19 protein-coding genes are annotated in these 21,177 nt (G+C 59.5%); 14 read left to right on the forward strand and 5 right to left on the reverse strand.

The window, feature by feature from the left end:
- Positions 1-514 precede the first annotated feature (514 nt).
- From AB4037_RS05105 to AB4037_RS05135, 7 genes are all read left to right on the forward strand, one after another.
- Positions 515-2,146, forward strand: a complete 1,632-nt coding sequence (locus tag AB4037_RS05105; protein ID WP_441770761.1) for a methyl-accepting chemotaxis protein — start codon at positions 515-517, stop codon at positions 2,144-2,146.
- 88 nt (positions 2,147-2,234) lie between these two features.
- Positions 2,235-2,654, forward strand: coding sequence for a chemotaxis protein CheW (locus AB4037_RS05110; RefSeq protein WP_434960812.1), 420 nt, complete (start codon positions 2,235-2,237; stop codon positions 2,652-2,654).
- Positions 2,651-3,892: a CheR family methyltransferase gene (locus AB4037_RS05115; protein ID WP_441770762.1), complete on the forward strand. Its 1,242-nt coding sequence runs from the start codon at positions 2,651-2,653 to the stop codon at positions 3,890-3,892. The genes AB4037_RS05110 and AB4037_RS05115 overlap by 4 nt, the downstream gene beginning before the upstream one ends.
- A complete protein-coding gene (locus tag AB4037_RS05120; protein ID WP_441770763.1) occupies positions 3,889-4,569 on the forward strand; it encodes a chemotaxis protein CheW in 681 nt (226 codons plus the stop codon). Before AB4037_RS05115 ends, AB4037_RS05120 begins: the two co-directional genes overlap by 4 nt.
- The gene (locus tag AB4037_RS05125; RefSeq protein WP_441770764.1) at positions 4,566-6,815 is read left to right on the forward strand and encodes a hybrid sensor histidine kinase/response regulator; all 2,250 of its coding nucleotides are present in this window, start codon (positions 4,566-4,568) and stop codon (positions 6,813-6,815) included. The genes AB4037_RS05120 and AB4037_RS05125 overlap by 4 nt, the downstream gene beginning before the upstream one ends.
- Positions 6,812-7,840, forward strand: a complete 1,029-nt coding sequence (locus tag AB4037_RS05130) for a chemotaxis response regulator protein-glutamate methylesterase (RefSeq protein WP_434960816.1) — start codon at positions 6,812-6,814, stop codon at positions 7,838-7,840. The genes AB4037_RS05125 and AB4037_RS05130 overlap by 4 nt, the downstream gene beginning before the upstream one ends.
- On the forward strand, positions 7,837-8,865 hold the full coding sequence (locus AB4037_RS05135; protein WP_434960817.1) for a diguanylate cyclase domain-containing protein: 1,029 nt from the start codon (positions 7,837-7,839) through the stop codon (positions 8,863-8,865). The genes AB4037_RS05130 and AB4037_RS05135 overlap by 4 nt, the downstream gene beginning before the upstream one ends.
- Before the next feature lie 129 nt (positions 8,866-8,994).
- Here the strand turns inward: AB4037_RS05135 and AB4037_RS05140 are convergent, their stop codons facing one another.
- Positions 8,995-9,624 (reverse strand): TetR/AcrR family transcriptional regulator, encoded by a 630-nt coding sequence (locus tag AB4037_RS05140; RefSeq protein ID WP_434960818.1) that lies wholly within the window; start codon positions 9,622-9,624, stop codon positions 8,995-8,997.
- 354 nt (positions 9,625-9,978) lie between these two features.
- On the opposite strand from AB4037_RS05140, the gene AB4037_RS05145 reads away from it, so the two are divergent.
- Both AB4037_RS05145 and AB4037_RS05150 read left to right on the forward strand, forming a co-directional pair.
- Positions 9,979-10,677 carry a response regulator transcription factor gene (locus AB4037_RS05145; RefSeq protein ID WP_441770765.1) on the forward strand — a complete coding sequence of 233 codons (699 nt, stop codon included), beginning with the start codon at positions 9,979-9,981 and terminating at the stop codon, positions 10,675-10,677.
- Between the two features lie 224 nt (positions 10,678-10,901).
- A complete protein-coding gene (locus AB4037_RS05150; RefSeq protein WP_441770766.1) occupies positions 10,902-11,165 on the forward strand; it encodes a hypothetical protein in 264 nt (87 codons plus the stop codon).
- Between the two features lie 116 nt (positions 11,166-11,281).
- Here the strand turns inward: AB4037_RS05150 and AB4037_RS05155 are convergent, their stop codons facing one another.
- Positions 11,282-11,692: a hypothetical protein gene (locus AB4037_RS05155; protein ID WP_441770767.1), complete on the reverse strand. Its 411-nt coding sequence runs from the start codon at positions 11,690-11,692 to the stop codon at positions 11,282-11,284.
- A 332-nt stretch (positions 11,693-12,024) separates the two neighbouring features.
- On the opposite strand from AB4037_RS05155, the gene AB4037_RS05160 reads away from it, so the two are divergent.
- The gene (locus AB4037_RS05160; protein ID WP_441770768.1) at positions 12,025-13,284 is read left to right on the forward strand and encodes a flavin-dependent oxidoreductase; all 1,260 of its coding nucleotides are present in this window, start codon (positions 12,025-12,027) and stop codon (positions 13,282-13,284) included.
- Positions 13,285-13,724: 440 nt separating this feature from the next.
- Positions 13,725-14,780: an extracellular solute-binding protein gene (locus tag AB4037_RS05165; protein ID WP_441770769.1), complete on the forward strand. Its 1,056-nt coding sequence runs from the start codon at positions 13,725-13,727 to the stop codon at positions 14,778-14,780.
- Positions 14,781-15,165: 385 nt separating this feature from the next.
- Here AB4037_RS05165 and AB4037_RS05170 read toward each other — a convergent pair whose 3' ends face one another.
- Positions 15,166-15,339, reverse strand: coding sequence for a hypothetical protein (locus AB4037_RS05170; RefSeq protein WP_434960824.1), 174 nt, complete (start codon positions 15,337-15,339; stop codon positions 15,166-15,168).
- 381 nt (positions 15,340-15,720) lie between these two features.
- Here AB4037_RS05170 and AB4037_RS05175 point away from each other — a divergent pair, with 381 nt between their 5' ends.
- Complete coding sequence (locus AB4037_RS05175; protein ID WP_441770770.1) at positions 15,721-16,458, forward strand: outer membrane protein; 738 nt, start codon at positions 15,721-15,723, stop codon at positions 16,456-16,458.
- A gap of 151 nt (positions 16,459-16,609) precedes the next feature.
- Here the strand turns inward: AB4037_RS05175 and AB4037_RS05180 are convergent, their stop codons facing one another.
- A complete protein-coding gene (locus AB4037_RS05180; RefSeq protein ID WP_434960826.1) occupies positions 16,610-16,828 on the reverse strand; it encodes a hypothetical protein in 219 nt (72 codons plus the stop codon).
- A 307-nt stretch (positions 16,829-17,135) separates the two neighbouring features.
- Between AB4037_RS05180 and AB4037_RS05185 the strand changes: the two genes are divergently transcribed.
- Positions 17,136-18,092, forward strand: a complete 957-nt coding sequence (locus tag AB4037_RS05185; protein WP_441770771.1) for a glycosyltransferase family 10 domain-containing protein — start codon at positions 17,136-17,138, stop codon at positions 18,090-18,092.
- Positions 18,093-18,141: 49 nt separating this feature from the next.
- Here the strand turns inward: AB4037_RS05185 and AB4037_RS05190 are convergent, their stop codons facing one another.
- On the reverse strand, positions 18,142-19,194 hold the full coding sequence (locus tag AB4037_RS05190; RefSeq protein WP_434961355.1) for a LacI family DNA-binding transcriptional regulator: 1,053 nt from the start codon (positions 19,192-19,194) through the stop codon (positions 18,142-18,144).
- Between the two features lie 372 nt (positions 19,195-19,566).
- Between AB4037_RS05190 and AB4037_RS05195 the strand changes: the two genes are divergently transcribed.
- Entirely contained in the window at positions 19,567-20,916 is a 1,350-nt protein-coding gene (locus AB4037_RS05195; protein WP_434960828.1) for an MFS transporter, read from the forward strand.
- Positions 20,917-21,177 lie beyond the last annotated feature (261 nt).

Below are 21,177 nucleotides of genomic sequence, written 5' to 3' on the forward strand. Positions count from 1 at the left end.
GGCCTCGCCAGATCGGCAGGGTCTCGTAACCACGGGGTTGGCCTGTGACCGCGGCCGCTGAAACGGGGGCTTTGCCCAGGCTGCCGGCACCCGCCAGGCATGCACGGATGTGCCTCCTTCATAAAAGCATGTTCTGGGAGTAAGTCCTTCATTATGAAGAGATTAATGTTTGGTTGGCATATCTGGTTGCATGAGCGCGTCGGCTAGAATCAAAGCTCCGAAGGGGTCGCCTTGATCCGATCGTGTGGTTTGTCGGAGCCGATGGTCGCAGGAATGCGACGGGGAAGCCCGTCGATCCGAATGAGCATGTCGCGAAGGATTCGGGTGGGGGATGAATCATGTATGGCCTCAGCGCCAGTGTCCATCAGTCCGGCGTGCTTCCATTTGCGGAACCTGGCCTTACTCGTCATGGATTTCGATATAGCTTTCCCTACGGATTTCGTCGTACGGTCGTGTCATATTACCATGCTCGACGTGCTGATCGTTGCAAGACTGAAATGACGTGGCAACTTCCATGAAACAAGTAACCATCCGCGCGCGTATAATGCTGAGTTTCGGCATTATCCTTCTGGTCGTTCTAGCCATCGGGCTGTTTGCCTATTGGCAGCTCAAGTCGATCGATGACCATGTCACCAGTCTCAAGTCCGACTCCGTTGCCGGGCTACGACAGGCAGCTTTCGTCAAGGATGGACTTTTTGCCGACTATCTTGCCTTCGTCATGTCACGCGAGGCTGCGGCCAAGGCCCCGACCGACGATCAGCTTGCCGACGGCAGGACCAAGATGGAGCAACTTTTCAGGGGCTATGAGGAAACGATCGTTGCCGACGCCGATCGGCAGCTTTTCTCGCGCTTCAAGGACTCGGTCGCTTCCTATCAGAGCCTGAAGGAAGGCTTTCTCAAGCAGGCGGCGGCGCGCAACGGCACGCCTGGGAACGGGGAGGCGAATGCATCGGCCGCTTCAGGTGTCGATGCGGCTTTCAACACGGCCTTCAAGAACCTCACCGATGTAATAGCGTTCAACCAGCAACGCGCCTTTGCCTTGCCCGATATCGTCGGCAATGAAATCCTCTCTTTGCTGAGCGCCATGATAGTGGCCTTCGCATTTGCCCTGGTGGTTGCCGCCTTTGCAGGCTTTTCGCTGCTGCGCGCCATCACCAAGCCCCTGCTGCAGTTGAAGACGCTGATGAACACCATGCGCAAGGGCGACTTTACCCAGCGTATGCAGATCGTTCGGCAGGACGAGTTGGGCGATCTCGGCGAAGGCTACAACCGCATGGCCGACGAAGTGATGGAACTCGTCGGCCAGGTCCAGCGCTCGGGTATCCGCGTCAGCACGTCGATGACCGAGATTGCGGCGACGTCCAAACAGCAGCAGGCAACGGCCTCGGAAGTCGCCGCCACCACAACGGAGATCGGTGCGACCTCCCGCGAGATCGCAGCAACCTCCAAGGAGTTGGTCAGGACCATGTCCGATGTCGTGACGGTGTCCGAGCACACCGCCAGTCTGGCATCGGGAGGCAAGGTCGAGCTGGCCCATATGGAGGACACCATGAACCAGGTGATGGGCGCTGCCAGCTCCATCACCGCCAAGCTTGCCGTGCTGAACGAAAAAGCCAGCGACATCAACCAGGTCGTCACGGCGATCACCAAAGTTGCCGATCAGACCAATCTCTTGTCGCTTAATGCCGCGATCGAGGCAGAAAAGGCCGGCGAATATGGACGCGGCTTTGCCGTGGTGTCTTCGGAAATTCGGCGTCTGGCCGACCAGACGGCCGTCGCCACCTACGACATCGAGCAGATGGTCAAGGAGATCCAGTCCGCCGTGTCGGCCAGCGTCATGGGCATGGACAAGTTCTCGGAGGAAGTGCGACGCGGCCTGCACGATGTCCATGAGATCGGAGCCAAACTTTCCGAGATCATCACGCAGGTGCAGGCGCTTACGCCCCGCTATGAATCCGTCAGCGAAGGCATGCAGGCGCAGGCGACGGGGGCCGAGCAGATCAGCGAGGCGCTCATACAGCTGACCGAAGCGACGCAGCAGACGGTGGAATCCCTGCGCCAGTCCAGCTCGGCTATCGACGAACTCAATCACGTCGCCAGCAATCTCAGCGGAAGCATCGCACGCTTCAAGCTCGAGATGGCCTGACGCGCAAAGGCGCATGGAAACAAGAAGCTGGAGCTGCAGTGCGTTTTCGCCAGAACGCGCTTTTCTCCAGGATATGGCGGAACCCAGAATGCTCTTCCTCTATTTCCGGATCGGCGATGAGGGCTTTGCGATGACGATCGATCCGATCGTCGAGGTCATGCCGTTGACGGAATTGAAGAAGGTGCGTCAGGCGCCCGAGGGGGTCGCCGGCTCCTTCGAATATCGCGGCCGTTATGTACCGGTCATCGATCTGTGTACCCTCGAGCTTGGCCGGCCGGCGCGCCGGCGCCTGAGCACGCGCATCATCGTCATACGCCATCCGCAGGACGATACCGTCCTGCTGGGTCTGATCGCGGAAAATGCCACGGAGATGCTCCGGCTGGATCCGGCCGAATTCGCACCTTTCGCGCCCGGCCCGCATGGCCTGGTTCAGCGTGTTCAACTGGAAGGCCTGCTCCCTGCTGCGCTTCTCACCGCCGTTCGCAGCCAGCCGGTGGCCAGCCAGTGAGCGACCCGCGCTTCGAGCAATTCCTGGGGCGCGTCATCGGGCTGAATGCAGCCTCCATCGGCCCGTCGGCGATCGAGCGTGCGGTGGTGGCGCGGTACAAGGCGTGCAAGCTCGACGGCGCCCAGGCCTATTGGGAACTGCTGCAAAATTCCGAAGAAGAAGTGCAGGAGTTGATCGAAGCGGTCATCGTCCCCGAGACTTGGTTCTTTCGCGCTCCTCAGGCTTTCGTTGCCTTGGCGCGGCTGGTGACGCGCGAAACACTCCAGGCCGATGCTTCTCGCCCATTGCGCCTCCTCAGCCTGCCTTGCTCGAGCGGGGAGGAGCCCTATACGATCGCGATGGCGTTGCTCGATGCGGGCTTGACCGTCGATCAATTCCGTATCGACGCCGTTGATCTCAGCGCTCGCTCGCTTGCCCTTGCCAAACAGGGCATCTATGGGCGTAACTCGTTTCGGGGGGAGAATCTGGCTTTCCGCGACCGCTATTTCGAAGCAACCAGGGACGGATACAGGCTTCGGGACGCCGTCCGCAGCCCCGTGCAGTTCAGCCTGGGCAATATCGTGGCGCCGCATTTCTATGCCGATCCGGCGAGCTATGATTTCGTTTTTTGCCGCAACCTGCTGATCTATTTCGATGTGGCGACGCAAAGGCAGGCGATCGCCGTGATCCGGCGCCTGCTCGCGCCCCATGGGATCGCCTTTGTCGGCCATTCGGAGGCCGGGCTGATGGGGGCCAACGGCTTCACCTCGACCAAGATTCCGATGGCGTTCGCCTTCCACAAGGAAAGCGCCCGCCCAAGCACCACCAAGGCCAGACCCACGCCGTCGGCAATCGCGAACCCGCCACGGCGGGAGCCGCCGCCACTGCCGAAACCGAGGCCTTTCACTCCCCCGCCTCCTCGACGCGAGAAGAAGCGGGAAACAGCGCTGCCAAACCTCGACGAGCTGCGCCGGCTGGCCGATCGGGGCCGGCTGGAGGAGGCTGCGCGGGGATGCGAAGCGTTGATCCGTCAGGATGGCGCGACTCCCGACGCCCTGGCACTGCTGGGCTTGATCAGCGACGCCTCCGGCGATCTGGGCACGGCAGAGCGCTATTACCGTAAGGCCCTCTATCTGGATCCCGCCAATACCGAGGCGCTCGGCCATCTCGCCCTCCTGCTCAGGAAACAGGGCGATCATGGCGGCGCCAGACTGCTCGACGAGCGCTTGCGACGCCTGGACGAACGGAGAGTGCGATGACGAGCCTGGCTTCCGACGTTCCCGCCGCAGCGTCGCCCTTCGAGATCGACAATTGCTGGCAGCGGATCGGCGTGCGCGGCGACAAATCATGCCCGGAACTCCGGCGCCATGCGCATTGCCACAATTGTGAGGTGTTTTCACGCGCGGCCTCTCGATTGCTCGATCGTGACGTTCCCCCAGGAGAGATCACCGCTGCCCTTCCGCCAGCGGGGGCGGGCGCGATCGCGCGTTCGTCCAATACCCAATCGGTACTGGTCTTCCGGTTGGGCAGCGAGTGGTTTGCCTTGCCCACGCTGGTCCTGGACGAGGTGACCGGCCTGCGCTCCATCCATTCACTGCCGCACCGGCGCAATCCTGCGCTGCTGGGTCTGGTCAATGTGCGCGGCGAATTGGTGATCTGCGTCTCGATCGCCCAGGTCCTCATCGGCGGCGAGCAGCATTCGCCGCAGGGCCGGCTGATCGTCGCCCACCATGCCGGTTCCCGCTTTGCGTTTCCCGTCGACGAGGTCCAGTACACCCATCTCTATGTGGAAGCGGAGCTGAAGCCTGTGCCGGCCACCGTGGCCCAGTCGAGTTCGGGTTTCACCCGAGGCCTGCTGTCTTGGCGCGACAGAAATGTCGGCCGGCTCGATGAGCATGCGTTGTTCGAGACCCTCGGCAGGGGGCTGGCACGATGACACAGGATCTCAGCCAATTCTCGATGCGCGACCTGTTTCGCATCGAAGCGGAAGGACAGGCCGAGGCGATGACGACGGCCTTGTTGGCGCTCGACAAGGATCCGGCACGAGCCGACCAGATCGAGGCCTGCATGCGAGCCGCTCACTCTCTCAAGGGGGCTGCCCGCATCGTCGAGATCCATGCCGCCGTGACGATCGCGCATGCGATGGAAGATCTTTTCGTTCTGGCCCAACAGCGCGGCGCCCGGCTGGATCACGGTCGGATCGACGTACTCCTGCGCGGCGTGGATCTGCTTCTGACTTTCGCCAGATCGCCGGATCTCGAAAGCGGTTCGCGCGACGAGGCCTGGCAGGCCGAAGCCGATCAGTTCGTCCTGGAACTCAGCCAGCCTCAAGCCGAAGCTGCGGAGATGCCGGCGCCGGTGCCGAAGCCGACGCCCGAGCCCACCCCTCTGCCCCTACCAGTGGCGGAGGAGACGACCTCAGCCTCCGGATCGACCGACCGGGCCCTACGAGTCAGTGCCGAAAATCTCAACCGGCTCCTCGATCTCGCTGGTGAATCACTGGTGGAATCGCGATGGCTGGGACCTTTCGGTCAGTCGCTGCAACGCCTCAAGCGTCTCCAGCTCGAGGCGGCGAGTGCATTGGAGTCGCTGCGCGCTGTCTTGCCGGTCCACGCCCTGGATGAACGGGCGCAATCGGCCCTCGACAAGGCCCAGCAACGCCTTCTGGAATGCCGGCAGCATCTGTCGCAGCGACTGGGAGAACTGGAAGCCACCGACCATCAGGCCACCACGCTCGCCCACCGGCTCTACGATCAAGCGCTGGCGATACGCATGCGTCCCTTCTCCGACGGCATCGCGGCCTATCCGCGCATGGTGCGCGACATTGCGCGCGAACTCGACAAGAAGGTGCGGCTGGAGATCGTCGGCGAGCGCACGCTGGTGGATCGTGACATTCTGGACAGGCTCGATGCTCCGCTTGGTCATCTCCTGCGCAACGCCCTTGATCACGGTATTGAAAGCCCCGACGAAAGGGTTGCCACCGGCAAGGCCAACGAAGGCGTGGTCCGTCTGGAAGCATCGCACCGCGCGGGCACGTTGCAGATCACCGTCTCGGACGATGGGCGCGGTATCGATCTCGAACAGATCCGCCAAACCGTGATTGCACGAAACCTTGCCAGCTCGGACACGGCGAACAGGCTCAGCGCCCATGAATTGCTCGAATTCCTGTTCCTGCCCGGCTTCTCCATGAAGGGAAAGGTCACCGTTATTTCCGGCCGGGGCGTAGGGCTGGATGTCGTGCAGGAGATGATCCGCCAGGTTCGCGGCCTGGTGCGAGTAACGTCCGAGCTCGGCGAAGGTACACGCTTCAAGCTGGAGCTGCCGCTCACGCTCTCGGTGGTCCGTTCGCTGATCGTGGAAATCGGCGGGGAGCCCTACGCCTTTCCCTTCGCCCATATCGTGCGCGCCATCAAGATCGCCGGCGATCAGGTCCAGACCCTGGAAGGGCGCCAGCATTTCAACCTCGATGGGCAGCTGGTCGGCCTGGTCGCGGCACATCAGGTGCTGGGTTGTCCGCCGGCTGATGATCCCAACGGCGAATTGCGCATCGTCGTGGTCGGCAGCCCCGGTGCCATGTACGGACTGGTGGTCGAGCGCTTCCTCGGCGGTCGCGAGCTGGTGGTGCAGCCGCTCGACCCGCGCCTCGGCAAGATCAAGGATATCAGTGCGGCTGCCTTGATGGAGGACGGCTCGCCACTCCTGATCATCGACGTCGAGGACATCATCCGTTCCATGGAAAAACTCTCCTCCGCTGATCAGCTTGCTCAGATTGGCCGAAAGAAGGCCGGCAGGCAGGAGGAAAGGCGCAAGCGCGTGCTCGTCGTCGACGATTCCCTCACCGTGCGCGAGCTGCAGCGCAAACTGCTCGACCATCGCGGCTACGAGGTCGAAGTGGCCGTCGACGGCATGGATGGCTGGAACGCCTTGCGCAATGGCCGTTTCGATCTCCTGATCAGCGATATCGACATGCCGCGCATCGACGGGATCGAACTGGTCCACCGCATCCGGCAGGACGCCGATCTCAAATCGCTGCCGGTGATGATCGTGTCCTACAAAGATCGAGCGGAGGATCGCCAGCGTGGCCTGGACGCTGGGGCGGATTATTATCTTACCAAAGGCAGTTTCCAGGATGATACTCTGATCAACGCAGTGGTGGATCTGATTGGCGAGGCTGGGGTATGAGGATCGCGATCGTCAATGATTTGCCGCTGGCGGTGGAAGCAATGCGCCGGGTACTTGCCATGGCACCCCAGCATCAGCTTGCCTGGGTCGCCGCCGATGGTGTGCAGGCAGTGGAGTTGTGCAGCCGGGACCGGCCCGATCTCGTGCTGATGGACCTGATCATGCCGCGCATGGACGGTATCGAAGCCACCCGTCGGATCATGGCGCAGTCGCCCTGCGCCATCCTGATCGTGACAGCTGACGTCGAGACCAATGCGGCACGCGTTTTTGCCGCCATGGGGGAGGGGGCTCTCGATGCGGTCGACACGCCACTTCTAGGCTCGCGCGAGACGCGTTGGGGGGCACGCCCCCTCCTGGCAAAGATCGACGTGATCGCTAATCTGGTCACCGACGGCAATCCCAGGCAAAGGTCTGCCGATATGGCACGACCACAGACCCAGCAACTCATCGCGATCGGCGCATCGGCCGGCGGTCCCACCGCATTGGCCACGGTGTTGAAAAGCCTGCCCGGTAATTGTGCTGCCGGCATCGTGATCGTTCAGCATGTCGATGCCCGCTTTGCGCCCGGCCTTGCCAACTGGCTCAGCCAGCATTCCACTCTTCCGGTCCAGCTCGCGAGCGAGGGGGATCGCGCTTTGCCGGGACAGGTTCTGGTCGCCGGCACCGACAATCATCTGGTTTTCAAGGCCGGCGGGCAATTGGGCTATACGCCCAATCCGGTCGATCAGGTTTATCGTCCGTCCGTGGACGTTTTTTTCGACAGCGTGGTACGCCTATGGAAAGGTCCGGTGACCGGCGTCCTGCTGACCGGCATGGGATCGGATGGAGCGCGCGGCCTGAAAGCGCTCCGTGAACTTGGACATCACACTATCGCGCAGGACCAGGCTACAAGTGCGGTCTATGGCATGCCCAAGGCGGCAGCCGCCCTGGGTGCCGCGACGGACATTCTGCCGCTGGACAGAATCGCCTCGCGTCTGACCGAACTGCTCGGCTCCCCGCGCCTGAGAAGAGGAACTGCCCCATGAGCCAGCCAGCAGACGTCAAATCTCACGGCGCCGCCTCCCTCGACACCATCCATCAGTCGGTCATGGTCCTTCTGGTCGATGATCAGATCATGGTCGGCGAGGCCATCCGGCGCGCGCTGATCGATGAGATCGAGATCGAATTGCATTATTGCTCCAATCCGCTGGAGGCCCTTGCCATCGCCAAGCGGGTGAAGCCCACCGTGATCCTGCAGGATCTGGTGATGCCCAATATGAATGGCCTGACCCTGGTCCGCCAATATCGTGCCGACCCCGCCACCAAGGCCATTCCCGTCATCGTGCTCTCGACGGAGGAGGAGGCGGCTGTCAAGAGCGAAGCTTTTCGGATCGGCGCCAATGACTATCTCGTCAAGCTGCCTGACCGGATCGAGCTGATTGCGCGCATCCGCTACCATTCTGCGGCCTATCTGACCCAGATCCAACGCGACGAAGCCTATCGTGCCTTGCGTCGAAGCCAGCAGGAGTTGATGGAGACCAATCTCGAGTTGCAGCGCCTGACCAATGCTGACGGCCTGACGGGCCTCAGCAACCGGCGCTATTTCGATCAATATCTTGATACCGAGTGGCGCCAGGCCATACGCGCGAAAGAGCCGATCTCGTTGTTGATCATCGATGTCGATCACTTCAAGCAATATAACGACACCTATGGCCACCTTGCCGGTGACGAGGTGTTGAAAACGGTGGCGACAGCGGTGAGGGGCACCTTCCATCGCCCCAAGGACCTGGCAGTACGCCTGGGGGGTGAGGAATTCGCCGTGGTGCTGCCGCAAACCCAGGCGGGCGATCTTGCCTTTCTTGCAGATAAGGTGGTGCAGGCCATCGAGGCGCTAGGGCTGCCGCACGCGGCCTCTCCGATCGCCGACAAGGTCACCATCAGCGTTGGCGGCGCAACCCATGTTCCCGCCAGCGACGACCGGCCCGAAAAATTGATCGAGGCGGCCGACAAGGCGATGTATGAAGCCAAGAGATCCGGCCGCAATCGCGCTACCACGGCGGCGGGCCTGTAGGCCGTTTTGCGACCTCGTTGAGTCACGCAGAATCGCAAAGACGCGTTTAAACAAGGACTTCGGCCAAGAAAGCGCTCTGCCGTGAACACGCCTTGCCATCGGCAACGTGTGCTCTCTCGCAAAGAGACACTAATGACCGGGGCATTTGCGCGCCAGGGCCTGCAGGCCGGCGAGGGCGAATGTTTCCAGCGCGCATGACATCGGTTCGATCTCCCGTTCGCGCTCTGCCAGGCTCGGGGCGATGGATTCCAGCACACCGCGCTCCACCGTAGCCAGGACCATGAAGGGTGCGTTGAGCGCCAGTTCGGCCCTACCGATGTCGGGATGGTCCAGCGGACGATCTAGCATGCGGGCAAGCAGGTCACGCAGCCAATGGACCTGGGGCGCCAGAAAATCCTCGTCCACAATCAGCGTGGAGACCGTGGGCGTCACCATCTCGCGCGTGACCAGCCTGATCTGCCATGAGCGTTCGGCCGGCGACAGCAATCGCCGGGCCATCAGGCCATAATAGGCCTTGAGCTGATCCAGGGGCTCGGCGTGTTCCAGAATGGCCGCGAATGCCTCGGGCGGAATGACGACCTCGCGCCGTGCCTCTGACACCGCCGCTTCATAGAGCGGGCGGATACCACCGAAATAATAGTTCACCGCCGCTGTGTTGACGCCGGCCAGATCGCAAATTTCCCGGCTCGTCGCCGCATGGTAGCCCTTGTCGGCAAAGACCCGTCCGGCCGTTTCGATCAGGTTTTGGCGCGTCTTCACGCCACGCTCCTGGCTGTCTGGCGAAACACGACGGGCATGCAGGGGTCTGGGCATGAAGCTTGGACACTGTCTCTTGAGAAGTAACTTTTTACCCACGAGCTTTAAAATGTCAATTTCATATTCGGATTTGACATTGCGGTGCCGTTCGAGCAACCTCACGTTCTGCTGAGGCAATGGCTGTGCGCAAAGGCACATGCGGTCTCCGTTGAGCCTGCACCAACCCGCTGGAACCGCGCTATGCCCTTATCTTCGTCGGCGCCTCGCAAGCCAACCGCTCCGGTCGCCGACGAGCAGCACGCCGTTCCCGCGCCGATACCGCAACATACTGCGGGGCAACTCCCGCTCGATCACAGCGTGCCCGTTCCAGCCGTGCAGATATATCGGGATACCAGCGCACATGTCGTTGTCATCTGCGCCAATGCCTTGACCCGGACCTGCCTCATGCATTGCCTGACAGGCTCTGAAACCGGATTGGTGGTGGAGGGTTACGCCGACGTCGAAGAGTGGGGCAGGCGGGGGCAGGGCGCCTCCATCGCATTGCTGTGCGTCACCGGTACACGGGAGACGACAATCGCCGTCGAGCGAATGGTGAGGCGCGTTCTTGCCGTCACGCCCGGTGTGCGGGTTGTGGTGATTTCCGACATGAAATCGGCAAGCGACGTTTCGAAGGCTCTGGAGCAGGGTGCCAGTGGCTTCATTGCCATGGATTCCAATGTCGATGTCGCCATCGCTGCCATTCGCCTGGTCCGCAGCGGCGGTGTGTTCGTGCCCTCCCACAGCGTGATGCAGTCTCGAACCGAGACCATGCCTTTGCCAAGTGGCGGGGGATCCTTACGGGATCGGGTGACCGCAAAGCAGCTCGAGGTCGTCGGCCTGATCCGCAGGGGGCTGCCGAACAAGCTGATTGCTGCTGAACTCGAGATGAGCGAGTTCACGGTGAAAGTGCATGTCAGGAACATCATGAAGCGTCTCAATGCGCGCAACAGAACAGAGGTTGTGGCCTTGACCAATGCCTATTTTACGCGCGACTACGCGACGGATGATGGCATCTGAAACACGACCCTGCGGGTAGGGACGGCGGAACATCGTCACCAGACCGAGCGTTAGCCGAATTGGCCGCCAAATCGCGCTCTCGCAGAACCTAACATTCTATAACCTATTGTTATTAATAGTTTTTTGACCAGGAACACGCCACCTCGCTGCAAAGAGCGGGGAATGCCATCTCGGCCCTCCGCAACAGGCCGGTGGGCATGGTCGTGATTCGAGGAGCATCGAGCATGACGCATCCACTTTTCAGCCTGTTGCGAACGCTGGATCAGCAGCACCTTTGGTATGTGCTGGACCGACTGACGCCCGACTCGATCACCCTGACGGTGACGGCCGCCGACAGTCGGTTCGAGATCGACATCTACGAGAATGGGCGTGTCGAATATACGCATTCCCCGACAGGCGGCGAGACTGATCGGGCCAGCCAGGCATTGGAGGGGACCCTCAAGCTGCTGGCCATCGCCGCACGCAGAGTCGCCCGGCCGGATCCGTAGACTTGAAGCATTTTTCTCCATAGCATCATACTTAATCTAAATGTTAAGAAAATATCTATAATATATTGATATTGCTTAATATTTATAGATATTAATCCATTTATCAGCAGTTCTCTCTAGAAGAACTGGCTGAGGAACACCGCCGCCTCGTCCGTGATGCCGATGATCTTGTTCGTCGCTTGCCGATAGAATTTGAAATTGAGCTCCGTGCCGGGCTGGCCGTCCTGCCAATTGCTGAGACGTTTGAGCTCGCGGCGCCCCAGTGGCCTCTGGGCAAGCGCGATGCGGCGCACGGCAATGCTCACACGCGGGGTCTGCCGAAGGGTGTCCTGTTTCTTGGCAACCGCCTCGGCAGAGGTCACGACGCCACGGGCGAAAAGACCCTGGCCCCCCTCATTTTCGCTCGCAAACAGGAAGATGATGTCGCCCTCAGCGATATGCTTGCCGGCATACATCGTCTTCTGTGCGGTGAAGCTGAGATTTTCCGCATCCAGGTCACGAATCTCGGCCTTGATCGCAAATGCCATGCTTCCACGCCTTGTCCTGACGCTCTGGGACCGCCCGTCCGTGCTTTCCGGCTTGCGCAACAGTGAAACCTGTCCGGTTGCCGTGCGCAAGGCGGTCGGCGACACTGGCGGGAAGGGCGACGGCTTTCGAGCTGGCGTATCCGGTCGAATGTCGGAAAAGTGCGCACTGCTTCGTCCTTGAGGCAGGTACGATAGGAGAGCAGGAGGAATCATGCCCGAATTCGTCACTGTGAAGGCGAACCGAGCCAACTGAGACGGCCAGCGATGGTCTTGGATCTTGGGATGATAGGTTTCCTCATGCCAAATATGCATTCTGAATACGGAGCAGGATCATGAAGGCACTGATTGCGGGAGCTGGCATCGGTGGGTTGACCGCTGCTTTGTTCCTTCATCGGGTGGGAGTGGACGTCGAGATTTTCGAGGGCGCAAAGGATGTGCGTGAACTGGGCGTCGGCATCAACATGTTGCCGCATGCCGTCGGCCTGTTGACGGAGCTGGGGCTGATCGAGGAACTCGATGCCGCGGGCATCCGGACGCGCGAATTGATCTATGCGAACCGGTTCGGGCAGGTGGTGTGGCGCGAGTTGCGCGGCATCGATGCAGGTCTCGCCGCACCTCAGTTCAGCATTCACAGAGGTAGGTTGCTCGGCCTGATCCATCGCGCCGTGATCGAGCGGATGGGCCCGGCGGTGATCCGCACCGGATGCCGCGTGAATGGTTTCGAGCAAAACAGTAATGCCGTCATCGTTCACCTGTCGGACAGCCTCGGCAGGCCGACGCAAGCTGTCGGTGACCTGCTCGTGGGGGCCGATGGCATTCATTCGGCCGTGCGTGCCGCACTCTATCCTGGAGAGGGCCAGCCGATCTGGAGCGGCATCATGCTCTGGCGTGGCGCCACCCCCTGGCCGAAATGGCAGGACGGTCGCACCATGGCGATCGCGGGCGGAAACTTTGCCAAATTCGTGTTCTATCCAATTGAAAAACATGAACAAAACTCAGAGACGCACCTCACCAATTGGGCGGTGATGGCACGAGCAGGCCAAGAGAGGGTTCAGAGCTTCTCCCTGGGAAACTGGAGCAGGCCCGGCGTGCTCGAAGAAGTCCTGCCATTCGTTCGCGACCGCTTCCACCTCGACTATGTCGATCCCGTCGCAATCATCAAAGCCACGGACGCGTTCTACGAATATCCCAACTGCGATCGCGAACCACTGCCGCGCTGGTCGTTCGGGCGCGTTACCTTGCTGGGGGATGCAGCCCATCCCATGTATCCGGTCGGTTCGAACGGCGCGAGTCAGGCCATTCTCGACGCCCGATCCCTGTCGGAGCACCTCCGCGCCGCGGATACGATCGAGGCGGCCCTGGCGGCTTATGACGCAGAGCGACGCCCCAGCACCGCCCAGATCGTCCTGGCCAATCGCAAGGGCGGTCCCGAGGGCGTGATCGATATGGTGGAAGCTCGGGCGCCCGACGGTTTTGCCGATATCGAGGCCGTTGCAACCTATGAGGAGCGAGAGCGTGTCGTGCGTGGCTACGCCTCATTGGCTGGATTTGGGCGTCAAGCGCAACCCGATCCACCATTTCCCCCGACTTGAAATATCAGGTGTCAATTTAACAAATTAATTCAAAAACTCATTTCATATAATCAATTTCTGATTGGAATGGCGGGGAGGGGCTTTGTTCTCCCACACGGTCCGCGCTTGTCGCCAAGGCCTTTTTGGAAAGAGCATAACCTGGGGGCACTGGGCATTTTGAAATTGAGCTTCGTGCCGGGCTGGCCGCGATACCAGTTGCTGAGGCGTTTGAGCTTGCCGTGTCTGGGCAAACGTGACGCGGCGCACGGCCCGCTTACCTCTCGGATTTGGGGACCCAATAGACCGTCGAGTTCGTAGCCGATCCATCTACGCTGCTCTGGCTTGACCCAAAACGATCTGGCTGCACGCGGGGCCTGCGTCAAATAGGTCAGACTATATCTTCACAGTCATGCGCTGAGCCTCTGGACTGTTCGAGGCCCTCACGGCAGATAGATCGATGAATGTGTTGGAGGGAATCCCCTGTGTATTTGAAATGGTCCATCCCCAGATCGGTGCTGATGCTTCTTGCCATGACGGGCGTCGCTCATGCCGAAGGCGAGCTCAACATCTATAATTGGGGCAACTATACCAACCCCAAGCTCATCAAGAAATTCGAGGAGCAATACAAGGTCAAGGTCACCATCACCGACTATGATTCCAACGATACGGCCCTTGCCAAGGCGCGACAGGGTGGTTCAGGTTTCGACATCGTCGTGCCCTCGCAGACTTATCTGCCGATCTGGATCAAGGAAGGATTGCTGCTCGAAACCAATCCCGGCCAGATGGAGAATTTCAAGAACGTCACTCCGGAATGGGCAGATCCTGGTTTCGATCCCGGCCGCAGATATTCCGTGCCGTGGGCATGGGGTACGATTGGCGTCGTCGTCAATACCGAGGCGTATAAGGGCGATATCAACACCTGGGATATCATCTTCAAGACGCCGGACGAGCTGAAGGGCAAGGTCAACGTCGTTCCGGAGATGAAGGACGTCATTACGGCCGCCATCCGCTACGTCGGCGGCGAGCAGTGCACCGGCGACAAGCAGCTATTGAAGAAAGCCCGTGACCTTCTGACGGCCGCCAAGCCGAACTGGATCGCCATGGAATACAATGCCATCGAAAAGATGGGGGCAGGCGACTTCAAGGCCTCGTTGACCTGGAACGGGGCGGCCCTGCGCACGCGCCTGGCGCATCCCCAGATCCATTACGGTTATCCCAAGGAAGGCTTCACGTACTGGTCCGACAATGTGGCGGTGCTGAAAGAAGCAAAGAATGTCGACAACGCCAGGCTGTTCCAGAATTTCATGATGGATCCTGAGAACGCTGCACTGAACTCCACCTTCCATCATTACGCGAATGGCATCGCAGGCTCGGAAAAATACATGCCAGCCGAGATGAGGGACGCTCCTGAGATTGTCGTTCCCGCCGATGCCAAGGCCCATGGCACCGTGGCGCTGATGTGCCCGCCGGAGGTCGACGTGCTTTACAAGAAGATCTGGACCGAGCTTCGCAAGTAAGCACTCCAATCACGGGCGGTGTCTTTGACACCGCCATCATCACATTGAATTTCCAAGGCGTTGCGCCTTGGAAAAGAGATATGTCCAATGAGGAGAGGTATGACCGTTTCAGCGGAGCTCTACAGGGAATTAATTCGCATAACATATCTTATGGAACATAATCCCATGCCTCCGGCCGGGCCAAGGGGCATTTTCGACAGATGGTCGTTGCCAAAGTCAATGTGCCCTGCATCCCCTCAAGCCGGTCCGGGCGTTCGAGATCGGGGCGCATCTAATCGGATGGCCTTATCAGCACGAAGCTCGCGGTTCCGGCAGCAGAGATGTGAGTGCCATTAAACAGCGAGCGGAGACACGCTCCATGACGAGGTTCGTCAAAAATGCGCGATCAGGTGTTGCCCAACATTGACAGGGCATTATCGGTGGACAATTCCTTGACCGAGAAGGACAGCACCTTGGGTGCTTCATAAGGGGCTCGGGCGACGAGAATGCCCGTCTTCTTGATAGTGGCCACGGGAGCGGCGCTCCCGGCATCGAGTTTCTTCGCAGCAGTGGCGGCCATCTCATACCTCATCATATATCGCAGCAGGCGGATGCCATTTAAACGCATAATCAATATTCATTAGGTATCGGATTAGAGCCTGTCAATCGATATGGCTGTTCGAAGCGACGATTATGAATGATTAGAGTGTATATTGGTTAGACAATTCGAGAAATCCAAGCGCGTGGTGGATATTAAGCATAGAAAGGAGGTAAAATTTGGCCGACAGCGCTGATAATTGTTGCAATTTCGCCACATATAATTCCGATAATGCGATATATTCCCTAAGGTAATTTATATTCTTTTGACTCGAAAACGCGACGTCCCCATAGCTTCTGAAATAGGAAAGTTTCAGCGCCAGCCGCTGGATTTTCGGTGAACACATGTGGGAGAGAACAATTTATGTTCAAGGCAGTTTTCGTACCGACCGTGATGGTCGCAGCCTTGGTTGCCGGCGGCGCTGACGCTGCCGACCTCGCACCGCGACCGGTCGAACCCGTCGCTCCCGTCTATACGCCCTATGACTGGTCCGGTCCCTATATCGGCCTGCATGTGGGCTATGGCTGGGGCCGCGAGAACGACAATTATTCCGAGAACGGCCCGCTCCTGCCCCCTACCCCGGCCCAGACCCAGTCGGTTGCTGATCATTTCAATATGAATGGCTTCGTGGGCGGCGCTCATGCCGGTTACAACTACCAGATCAACCAATTCGTGATCGGTGGCGAGGTGGATATCGACTACGCCGATCTCAAGGGCAGCCATCGCTACAGCTATTATGGTGGAGGCTGGAGCGGCCGCCTGCAGATGAAGAGCGAGTGGCAGGGCTCGGCCCGGCTGCGCGCCGGCTACGCCCTCGACAACATCCTGCTCTACGCCACGGGTGGTATCGCCTTCGCCAACGGCAAGCTGTCGGATTCCGGCCAGTATTTCGGCACCGCCTACGGCACCAGCGACACCAACACCCATATTGGGTGGACCATTGGTGCCGGCGCCGAATATGCCTTCACCCAGAATTGGATCGGCCGCTTGGAAGTGCGCTACACTGATTTCCAGAAAAAGCGCTATGTCGTGACGGACCCGAGCGTCAAGGCCGGCTGGAATCAGACCACCGTCAATCTCGGCATCAGCTACAAGTTCTGATACTCATCAGCCAGAATGCAAACAAGGCCCGGCGATATGCCGGGCTTTTATTTCTGCGCCCTGCAGCCAGATCGTGAGAATAGCGGCAGGGGGCGGCAACACTCTGCAAAACGCTCTCCTTACCACCTCCCCTTTGAACGCCATAAGGGCCCTATTTGGTAAGAACCTCCTGAAACTGCTCCTCCAATTTGGCAACTCGATCGACGAGATTGATCGTGCCGTGGACGTGAGTTTCCAAGATGGAGACGATCAGAGAGTTGAGAGAAAGGCCCTTGAGCTTCGACTGTCCTTCGAGGAGCTTTCGCAGTTCGGGATCCATGCGAAGCCCAAATGGGCTGATTTGCCGTTTCGGGACGATGTACTTAGGCATGTATCCTCCTCATTCTTGGAAGAACCTTACCGGGGCCCCGAAACAGATCGAGTCACCAATTAGACTTAACGCAACGGCACCCTGGCGAACCCCACGACGGTTCCAAGCTCTTCAGGCGAGGCGAGTGCCCGTCCTTCCTTTGGATAGACGTGCCTTGATCGCCTAAGCCCCAATCGATCAATCACAATGCAAGCATCATCACAAAGGATGTTCAAAACTTACGTAGCGTAATATAAAAACGTATTGAAAAAACAAATATAATTTCTTATATTATGAGGCTGGTTCAAGAAAGTGGCCATATCCCAGCATGCTGATCCTTTTCCACGATACCCTATGGGGAGCGCCGCTCGATTTGCCCGGGCCTGTTGAGGGAATCGAGTTCTCGACGGATCGTACCCTTTTTAGCGCTGCCGATGCAGTCGTCTTCCATCTGCCCGAATGGCGGTTCAAGCGGACGCCGACCGCTGGGGCGGGCGAAACGCTGCCGGAAAAGCGCCCAAGACAGCTTTGGGTCGCTTGGTCCATGGAGTGCGAGCAACACTATCCATTCATGTCCGACCCCAATTTCATGGCGGCCTTCGATCTCACGATGACTTATCGACGAACCGCAGACGTCACGTTGAATTACGCGAACCCTCATGGTGACATCGCCGCCATGCATGAAAGCTTTCGTCGGCCGCCGTCGCATTACAAAAAAGACACGCTCGTAGCTTCCTTTATTTCCAGCCGGTTCGATCAAAGTGGCAGATCTGGCTATCTCCAGGACTTAGCCCAGTACCTAGCAATTGATTCCTATGGCCGGTTTATGCGGAATCGCGTCCTTGATCCTGATCTTGGACGTAGGAGCAAACTGAAGACGATTGCCGACTACAAATTCACCATTGCATTTGAGAATGCCTGCGCCGAGGACTACGTCACCGAAAAATTCTTCGACCCACTTTGGGCGGGATCCGTTCCGGTCTATCTCGGCGCACCTAATATCGAGGAATTTGCTCCGGGAGATCGGTGTTATATTGATGCCAGTTTGTATCCTGACCCGCAGTCCCTGGCAAAATACCTTTTGGAATTGGCGTCGGACGACCAAGCATATAACGCCTTTTTCAAATGGAAAACGAAGCCGTTCCGCAAGACTTTCGAGGATATACTGACAGACTATACGACGCACTGGTCACAGCGCCTCAGTAAATGTGTAAAGGAGCACCTCATTTCTCGAATCAAATACGATTCGCCGATCGAAATAGATGCGACTGGGCTCTCGGAATAGCAATGACACGAGGAATTGGAGCCGAGGCGGATCGAGGTACCGGCAACCATCAGGCCGGAGCCGTTATGCTCATATGGCGCGCCGTGCTCTCCCGCGTGACCAACTCGTAACCCAGATCGATCAGCCGCGGCTCGATATGCTTTCCGCCAATCCTGTCGATCAACATCCTCATGGCTTTCCTTCCCATCTCTTCTCGGTGGGTTCTGACGCTGGTGAGACCGGGATTCGCGACAGCCATGATGTCCAGATCGTTGAAACCGCAAATGCCGAATTGCTGGGGGACGGCAATACGGCGACGCTGAGCTTCGAAGAGCACGCCGACCGCAAGGTCGTCATTGTTGCAGAACACGGCATCGGCGTCGGGCGCTCGCGCCAGCAATTCTGACATCAACTCGCAACCCAGCGACACGGTGGATGGCCTGGGGGTCGTGACGATGAGCTTTTCATCGAGCAAGCCGGCTTCGTCCAGCGCTTGGATGAAACCTTGAAGGCGCCTCTGCGTGCGCGGATCCATGCGCGCACCCAGAAAAGCGATCCGCCGGTATCCGCGCTCCACCAGATGCCTCGTGGCAGCGAATGCGGCGCGATGGTGCGAAAACCCGACCATCATATCGACAGGGTCGTGGCCGACCTCCATGATCTGGACGATCGGGCACTCGGCCTGCAGGAGCTGCGCACGGGCCGCCTCCGATTGATCGATGCCGGCCACGACCAGGCCGGCCGGGCGCTGGCTGAGGAACACCCGGAGCAGCCTTTCCTCTTCGATCAGGGAGTAGCGGGTATTGCCCAACTGTACCCGGAAGGCGGTAGCCTCTGCCTCGGCATAGACCCCACGCATCACATCCGCGAAAACATTGTTGGTCACTGACGGAATCAGCACGCCGATGACATTCGTCCGAGCCGAAGCCAGCGCGCTCGCTGCAGGATCGGGCACATATCCCAGATCGTCGACGATTTGCTGAATGCGTTGCCTGAGCTCATGCGAAACGGATTGCGGATTGCGAAGGGCGCGCGACACGGTGATAGCGCTAACTTCCGCAGCCTCGGCAATCTCGACCAATGTTATGCGTTTCTTCCCTGAACGTTTCTTGGGTCTTTTCATGTCGAAGGCCCGTCGCTGTTTTTTCGATGCAAAGATAGACCTTGCAAAATGATTGCGCAATCACTAAGGAGTTCGACCAAAGTTGAACGGGAGGAAAATGTGGCAGGACCGGCATATAGGCTGGTTATGAGCCTCTTTGATGCCGGTCGGCAATTCTTGCGCGCCGGGAAGTGTGATCACCTTTCAATACTCGTCTAGACACCCCGCCTTTCTCCAAGAAGGCAGGCGAATTTACGCTGACTTCATCTCCAGGACTTGGATCCTGCTCTCGGCTCGCCACCTGTGCGAACCGCTCTCGAAATGAACTGCGGCCATTCGGAAAGGTCGTGACGAACGCCACGAACAAACGCCTACGGGAGGAGGAACCCGATCATGCATACGACACCCGCTAGTTCACCCGCGCGGGGTGGCAGTCAGAAAGCGCCTCCTGGCGCCTCTCGCACCCGCTATATCATCCTGACATTGTGTTTCGCGGGCCTGGTCATCAACTATCTCGACCGGGCCAACATGAGCGTGGCGCTGCCCTATATCGATGCGGATCTCGGCCTCAATCTTACTAATACCCAGAAGGGACTGATCCTTGGCGCCTTCTTCTGGGCCTATGACGGGATGATGCTGATCGCGGGCTGGTTCACCGACAAGGTCGGCTCGCGCCGGGCCTTTACCATCGCGGCGATCTGGTGGTCGATCTTCACGGCGCTCACCCCCCTCGCCCGCAGCTTCTGGGGCTTCTTCGCCTTCCGCTTTGCACTGGGCGCCGGCGAGGCGCCGGCCTATCCGGCGGCAACCAAGGCAGCTTCGCGCTGGTTTCCGGTGGGCGAGCGTGCCTTCTCCACCGCCGTGATCGATTCCGGCTCGCGGGTCGGCACGGTGCTCTCATTGCCCATCGTCACCAGCCTTCTCGTCGTAGCGACCTGGCATTATTCCTTCGTGATCCTCGGCATGGCCGGCATCGTCTGGGCGCTTGTATGGTATTGGTACTATCGCGATCCCGTCGATCATCCCGATGCCAACGACCTCGAGCGTCAATACATCGCCGACAATGGCGGACGCACCGAGGCCAATGACGACAGCGAAGCCACCAAGATCCGCTGGTCGCAATTGTTCGGCTACCGTACGGTCTGGGGCATGATGCTCGGCTTCTTCTGCCTCAACTTCGTGATCTACTTTTTCCTCACCTGGTTCCCCGACTATCTCAAGAACGCCCGCGGCCTCAATCTGAAGGAACTGGGCACCCTCGGCATGCTGCCGGGTCTTGCCGCGGTGGTGACGGCCTGGATCGCCGGTGCCTATGCCGATCGCCTGATCCGTGGCGGCGCCAACGTTACCACGGTGCGCAAGGTCGTGATGGTCGGCGGCCTTTTGGGCGGGGCCGCTATCCTGCCCGCCGCCTTCGCCTCCTCCATCTATCTGGCCCTGTTCTTCCTGGCGATCTCCTATTCCAGCCTGGCGATCGCCGCGACCGGGATCTGGTCCCTGCCCGCCGACGTGGCGCCAAGCTCGCGCCATGTCGCCTCGATCGGAGGCATCCAGAACTTTGCCTCCAACATTGCCGGCATCATCAGCCCCTTCATGTTCGGCTTCCTGCTCGACATGTTCCATGGCGATTATACGCCCGCCTTCGCCCTGGCGGCCGGCTTCGCCGTGCTAGGCGCCTTTTCCTACGCCTTCATCGTCGGTAAGGCGGAACCTCTGCCTCTGCCGGAGAATGCAGGCCGCTGATTGGCGGGCTCCCCGGCAATCGGACTTCGTCACAGCCGCCGCGCATCTTCGGATTGCGCGGCGGTTTCTTTTTGCAGTTTCATCACCGGCCAGATTGCCAGGACGCCCCTGGCCGGCTAAGCAATCCACCAGCAAGCGTTGGGGCGCTGAGGTTCGATTTTGCCTAAGTAAATACCGGTCTCTTCCTTTCCATCCCATCGCCTGGGCGGCCAGCCGGCAGCCCGGCGGGTAGTTGTGTTCACCGGGTGGCGGTCCGAGACC

Origin of the sequence: Labrys sp. KB_33_2 (genome assembly GCF_052114505.1) — a bacterium.
Classification (GTDB): domain Bacteria; phylum Pseudomonadota; class Alphaproteobacteria; order Rhizobiales; family Labraceae; genus Labrys.